Genomic DNA, 6,000 nt, shown 5'->3' with positions numbered 1-6,000 from the left:
ATTTTTTTGTTTCCCAACGCACTGTGAGTGCCCACACAGTTTGCTTGATAGATTGTTAAAGAGCGTTGACCTGGTGTTGGTCAGGGCTGCGTATTCTACGCCGTCCTTTTGATTCGTCAAGCGTTAAGACCGAAGTTTTTACCGCTTGTGACCGCGGCGGGTTGCGCCGTGTCAGTGGATGCGCATTATAGGCAGCCGCGCTTTTTGCGCAAGGGCTTTTTTGACAAAAGAAACCGTTCGCTCAAAAACCAACCAAAACCGGCTTTTTTTCCTTGTTTTGATCCTGATCCGGTTTTTCTCTGAACATCACCATATAATAGGTAAATAAAATACATATAATAGGTGACTCCCATGCAAATCCTGGACGCAGAGAAAGAAAGCAAGATATGGCCATTGTTCCGCCTGGGCTTCAGGACTTTTTTCCTGGGTGGCGCCCTCTATGCCTGTCTGGCGATGCTGTTGTGGTTATTGGCCCTCTCTGGTGCCAGGGTGCTCCCCGGCGTCGGTAATCCCATCTGGTGGCATGCCCACGAAATGATTTTCGGCTTTGGCCTGGCCATTGTCGCCGGCTTTGTGCTGACCGCTATCCAGAACTGGACCGGCATTCCCGGTGTGCGCGGCTGGCCACTGGCGCTGGTATCGGGGCTCTGGCTGCTGCCCCGGCTGCTGATGCCGCTACGGGGCGAACTGAACCCGCTGGTCATAGTGCTGGACTTGCTCTGGCTTCCGCTGATTGCGGGCATGCTGGCCAGGCCCATTATCCAGATCAAGCAATGGCGCAACCTGTTCTTCGTGCCCCTGCTCGGCTTCCTGACCCTGCTCAACGTCCTCAGTTACTATGCGGCGGCCAGTGGCAACTGGTTGCTGGCCGAACGGGTGTTTATTAGCGCCGTGCTGACCCTCTCGGCGCTGATTGCGGTGATGGGGGGCCGGGTCATCCCCTTCTTTACGTCACGCGCCACCGGCACGGAAAAACCCCAGCCGATGATGTTGCTGGAAAAGCTCAGCCTGGGTTCGCTCTGGCTGGCCACCCTCGGCTGGCTGCTGTTACCCAGAACCGCCCTGTTCAACGGCCTGCTGGCAGTGGTGCTGCTGGTCGCCGCGCTCAGCAACCTGGCTCGCCTGGCACGCTGGAACAGCAAACTGACCTTGAACATCCCCCTGCTGTGGATCCTGCACCTGGGTTATCTGTTTATCCCCCTGGGCCTGCTGGCCCTGGCTGCCGCCCTGCTGCAACTGGGCATCACCGTCTCCCTGGCCAGCCACTGGCTGACCGCCGGCGCCCTGGGCGCGGTGATCCTGGGTATGATTGCCCGGGTCTCCCTGGGTCACTCCGGCCGGCCGCTGGAGATCGGCAAACCGATGGCGGTGGCTTTTGCCCTGGTCATCCTCGCGGCCCTGCTGCGCAGCCTGTTGCCACTGTTGGCACCGGGCCTGACCACCATCGCCTACCACGGCAGCGCCCTGGCCTGGACCCTGGCCTTCGGCCAGTTCTGCCGGCTGTACTGGCCGGTGCTGACCCAGCCGAGGGTCGATGGCCGGCCCGGCTGACACAGCTCTCCTTGCCACTGGTGTTTTAAGATCATAAAAAATCCCGCCGATGCGGGATTTTTGTTTACTGGTTGAGCACCAGGCCGCTGCCGTTGGCATCCAGCTCCAATGGCTTGCCGGGCAGCACCTGGCCGGACAGTATGGCCTGGGCCAGGGGATCCTCCACCTTGTGCTGTATCGCCCGCTTGAGCGGTCGGGCCCCGAACAGGGGATCGAAGCCCGCATGGGCCAGTTTTTCCACCAGCCGTTCGGTAATACTTACCTCGTAACCCATGGCTTCGAGCCGGTCCACCAGCCCCTGCATCTGGATACGGGCGATGGACTTGATGTGATCTTCCGCCAGCGGGTGGAACACCACTATTTCGTCGATGCGGTTGATAAACTCCGGGCGGAACTGGTGCCCCAGCACCTCCAGCAGCATGGCCTTCATCTGGTCGTAGTCCTTGCTGGTGCTGTGCTCCTGGATCAGATCCGAGCCGATGTTGGAGGTCATGATCACCACCGTATTGCGAAAGTCCACGGTACGGCCCTGACCGTCGGTGAGGCGGCCGTCGTCCAGCACCTGCAGCAGGATGTTGAACACGTCCGGGTGGGCCTTTTCCACCTCATCCAGCAGGATCACCGAATAGGGTTTGCGCCGGACCGCCTCGGTCAGGTAACCGCCTTCCTCGTAACCCACATAGCCGGGAGGCGCGCCCACCAGCCGGGACACCGAGTGTTTTTCCATGAACTCCGACATGTCGATGCGCACCATGGCATCGCGGCTATCGAACAGGAAGTCGGCCAATGCCTTGCACAGTTCGGTCTTGCCCACCCCGGTCGGGCCCATGAACAGGAAGGAGCCCACCGGCCGGTTGGGATCGGACAAGCCGGCGCGGCTGCGGCGAATGGCATTGGCCACCGCGTCCACCGCCTCGTTCTGGCCGATCACCTGGTCGTGCAGGGTCTCTTCCATGCGCAGCAGTTTTTCCTTTTCGCCTTCCAGCATCTTGGCCACCGGAATACCGGTCCAGCGCGACAGCACATCGGCAATCTCCTCATCGGTGACCCGGTTCTTCAGCAGGTGCTGCTCCTGCATCTCGGCCTGGGCCGCCAGATCAAGCTGTTTTTCCAGCTCGGGGATGCGGCCGTACTGCAGCTCGGACATCCGCGTCAGATCCCCTGCCCGCCGGGCCACGTCCAGCTCCTGACGAACCTGTTCCAGTTCGGCCTTGATATGTTGGGTACCGGCCAGCGCGGCCTTTTCCGATTTCCAGATTTCCTCCAGGTCGGCGTATTCCCGTTCTTTTTCCGCCAGTTCATCGCGGATCAGCTGCAGCCGCTTGCGGCTGCCTTCGTCGTCTTCCTTCAGCAGCGCCTGCTCCTCCAGCTTCAGCTGGATGATGCGCCGGTCGAGCTTGTCCAGCGGCTCGGGCTTGGAGTCGATCTGCAGCCGGATACTGGAGGCCGCCTCGTCGATGAGATCGATGGCCTTGTCCGGCAACTGGCGGTCGGCGATATAGCGATGGGACAGGGTCGCCGCCGCGACGATGGCCGGATCGGTGATCTGCACATGGTGATGCAGCTCGTAGCGCTCCTTCAGCCCGCGCAGGATGGCGATGGTGTCCTCCACCGTCGGCTGGTTGACCAGCACCTTCTGGAACCGGCGCTCCAGCGCCGCGTCCTTTTCCACGTACTGGCGGTACTCGTCCAGGGTGGTGGCACCCACGCAGTGCAGTTCTCCCCGCGCCAGCGCCGGCTTGAGCATGTTGCCCGCGTCCATGGCGCCCTCGCCCTTGCCGGCGCCGACCATGGTGTGCAGTTCGTCGATAAAGAGGATGATCTGCCCCTCTTCCTTGGCCAGTTCGTTGAGCAACGCCTTGAGCCGCTCCTCGAACTCGCCGCGATACTTGGCGCCGGCCACCAGGGCGCCCATGTCGAGGGACAGCACCCGCTTGTTCTTGAGCCCTTCCGGTACCTCGCCGTTGATGATGCGCTGGGCCAGGCCTTCGGCGATGGCGGTCTTGCCCACCCCGGGTTCGCCGATCAGCACCGGGTTGTTCTTGGTGCGCCGTTGCAGCACCTGGATGGTACGGCGGATTTCATCGTCCCGGCCGATCACCGGATCCAGCTTGCCCTGTTCGGCCCGCTCGGTGAGATCGATGGTGTATTTCTCCAGCGCCTGGCGGTTTTCCTCGGCGTTGGGATCGTCCACCTTCTGGCCGCCACGCACCTGATCGATGGCCTTGGTCAGCCTGTCCTTGGAGAGCCCCGCCCGCTTGAGTAGTTCACCCAGCTCGCCCTTGTCGTCGAGCGCCGCCAGCAACAACAGTTCCGAGGAAATATAGGCGTCCTTGCGTTGCTGGGCCAGCTTGTCGCACTGGTTGAGCAGGCGGCCGAGCACCGGCGACACCTGCACGTCCATGTCGCCGCCGCTCACCCTGGGCAGGCGGTCGAGGGACTTGTCCAGCTCCACCCGCAGGGTGTTGCTGTCCACCCCGGCGGAGGTCAGCAGCGGGCGCAGGGTGCCCCCTTCCTGGTTGAGCATGGCCACCAGCAGATGAGCCGGCTCTATGTAGGCGTGATCCCGCCCCAGCGCCATGGACTGGGCGTCTTGCAGGGCGAGTTGGAATTTACTGGTAAGACGGTCAAGACGCATCAGTGCTCTCCTCGAAACACCCGCCGGACGGCGGGAACACAAGCTCAATTACTGATACTAAAGATGGGGTTTTATGGCCGGATTTCAACCGGCCACAACATAAGTTTTTGCTAATCCAACCAGATCAGGCTGGCCATGCGTCCGGTGCGTTGATCACGCCGGTAGGAGAAGAAGCGTTCCGGCTCGGCGTAGGTACAATGCTCGCCGCCGTAGATATGGTGCACCCCGGCCGCCGCCAGCCGCAACCGGGCCAGGTGGTAGATATCCGCCAGCCATTTCTCGCCGTGGAGCACGAAGGCATCCGCCGCCAGCGGAGAGTGCTGTATGAAGGCGTCCCGCACCTCGTCGCCCACCTCGAAGGCCCCCGGGCCGATGGCCGGCCCCATCCAGGCCAGCACGGATTCCGGATCGACCCGCATCGCTTCCAGGGTGGCTTCCAGCACCCCGGCCGCCAGGCCGCGCCAGCCGGCGTGGGCGGCGCCCACCACGGTGCCGTCCTGGTCGCAGAACAAGACCGCCAGGCAGTCGGCGGTCATCACCGTGCACACCTGGCCCGGGGTGCGGGTCACCACCGCATCGGCGGTGCGTTCAATGCCTTCCGTCGGCAGGGTCAGCACCCGGGTGCCGTGCACCTGTTCCAGCCATACCGGCTCGGCGGGCAGGTTCAGATAGGCCCCCAGCCGTTCCCGGTTGGTGGCCACGTACTGGCGGCTGTCGCCGACGTGGGTGCCCAGGTTCAGGCTGTGGAAGGGGGCATGGCTCACGCCCCCGGTGCGGCCGCTTTGGGCCGCACAGACGTTGGCCGGCGCCGGCCAGTCGGGCAGAATTATATCCATACCAGATCGTCCGGGTGGGCCACGGTGTCGGCACGCAATACCTCCACCAGCGCCACCATGTCTTCGGGTACCGGGGCGTGCCATTCCATCATCTTGCCGGTAATGGGGTGCTCCAGCCGCAACATCACCGCATGCAGCGCCTGGCGCTTGAAGCCGCGCAGGAATTCCAGCAGCTCCGGCTCGGCACTGCGCGGCGGTTTGAGCCGGCCGCCATACACCGGATCCCCCACCAGCGGATGCTTGAGGTAGGCCATGTGCACCCGGATCTGGTGGGTGCGACCGGTTTCGAGCCGCAGCCGCAGCCGGGTGTGGGCGCGGAATTTTTCCATCACCCGGTAGTGGGTGATCGCCGGCTTGCCGCCGGGCGTGACCGCCATCTGGATGCGCTGGGTCGGATGGCGACCGATATTGGCGTCGACGGTCCCGCCAGCGGTCATGTGGCCGATGGCCACCGCTTCGTATTCCCGGGTGATCTCCCGCGCCTGCAGCGCCGTCACCAGGTGAGTTTGCGCCGGCACCGTCTTGGCCACCACCATCAGCCCGGTGGTGTCCTTGTCGAGCCGGTGCACTATGCCGGCCCGCGGGACTTCGGCAATGCTCGGGCAATGATGCAGCAGGGCATTGAGCAGGGTGCCGTCGGGAGTGCCGGCGCCGGGGTGCACCACCAGGCCGGCGGGCTTGTTGATCACCAGGATGTCATCGTCTTCGTAGACGATGTCGAGTGCGATGTCTTCCGCCTCAAACCGGACCTCGTCTTCCAGCTCGGTGTTGACCAGCACCCGTTGCCCCGGCAACACTTTTTCCCGCGGCTTGCTGACCACCTGGCCATCGAGCCGCACCTGATCCTGCTGGATCCAGGTTTTTATGCGGGAACGGGAATAATCGGGGAACATTTCCGCCAACGCCTGATCCAAGCGTTGACCGTATTGATGATCGGCGACCACGCCGTTCAGTTCGATTTGCTGGCTCATAGAG

4 protein-coding genes are annotated in these 6,000 nt (G+C 63.0%); 1 reads left to right on the top strand and 3 read right to left on the bottom strand.

Translation table 11 applies throughout. The features are described 5' to 3' along the window. The first annotated feature begins 351 nt into the window (after positions 1–351). Entirely contained in the window at positions 352–1,551 is a 1,200-nt protein-coding gene (locus tag C7H85_RS17145; RefSeq protein ID WP_106730922.1) for an NnrS family protein, read from the top strand. A 64-nt stretch (positions 1,552–1,615) separates the two neighbouring features. On the opposite strand, the gene clpB is transcribed toward C7H85_RS17145, so the two are convergent. The 3 genes from clpB to rluD all read right to left on the bottom strand — a co-directional run bounded on the left by clpB (position 1,616) and on the right by rluD (position 5,996). Next, positions 1,616–4,189 (bottom strand): ATP-dependent chaperone ClpB, encoded by a 2,574-nt coding sequence (gene clpB / locus C7H85_RS17140; RefSeq protein ID WP_106730921.1) that lies wholly within the window; start codon positions 4,187–4,189, stop codon positions 1,616–1,618. A 110-nt stretch (positions 4,190–4,299) separates the two neighbouring features. Then, positions 4,300–5,025: a peptidoglycan editing factor PgeF gene (pgeF, locus tag C7H85_RS17135; RefSeq protein WP_106730920.1), complete on the bottom strand. Its 726-nt coding sequence runs from the start codon at positions 5,023–5,025 to the stop codon at positions 4,300–4,302. Continuing rightward, positions 5,016–5,996 (bottom strand): 23S rRNA pseudouridine(1911/1915/1917) synthase RluD, encoded by a 981-nt coding sequence (gene rluD / locus C7H85_RS17130; RefSeq protein ID WP_106730919.1) that lies wholly within the window; start codon positions 5,994–5,996, stop codon positions 5,016–5,018. The genes pgeF and rluD overlap by 10 nt, the downstream gene beginning before the upstream one ends. Between the last annotated feature and the right edge of the window lie 4 nt (positions 5,997–6,000).

The sequence above is a fragment of the Zobellella endophytica genome (genome assembly GCF_003012775.1).
GTDB classification, from domain to species: domain Bacteria; phylum Pseudomonadota; class Gammaproteobacteria; order Enterobacterales; family Aeromonadaceae; genus Oceanimonas; species Oceanimonas endophytica.
This window is presented reverse-complemented; position numbering and strand designations above follow the sequence as displayed.

Excerpts from the sequence above, each read along its gene's own strand:
- C7H85_RS17145 (WP_106730922.1), top strand. The coding sequence starts at position 352 with ATGCAAATCCTGGACGCAGAGAAAGAAAGCAAGATATGGCCATTGTTC.
- clpB (WP_106730921.1), bottom strand. The coding sequence starts at position 4,189 with ATGCGTCTTGACCGTCTTACCAGTAAATTCCAACTCGCCCTGCAAGAC.
- pgeF (WP_106730920.1), bottom strand. The coding sequence starts at position 5,025 with ATGGATATAATTCTGCCCGACTGGCCGGCGCCGGCCAACGTCTGTGCG.
- rluD (WP_106730919.1), bottom strand. The coding sequence starts at position 5,996 with ATGAGCCAGCAAATCGAACTGAACGGCGTGGTCGCCGATCATCAATAC.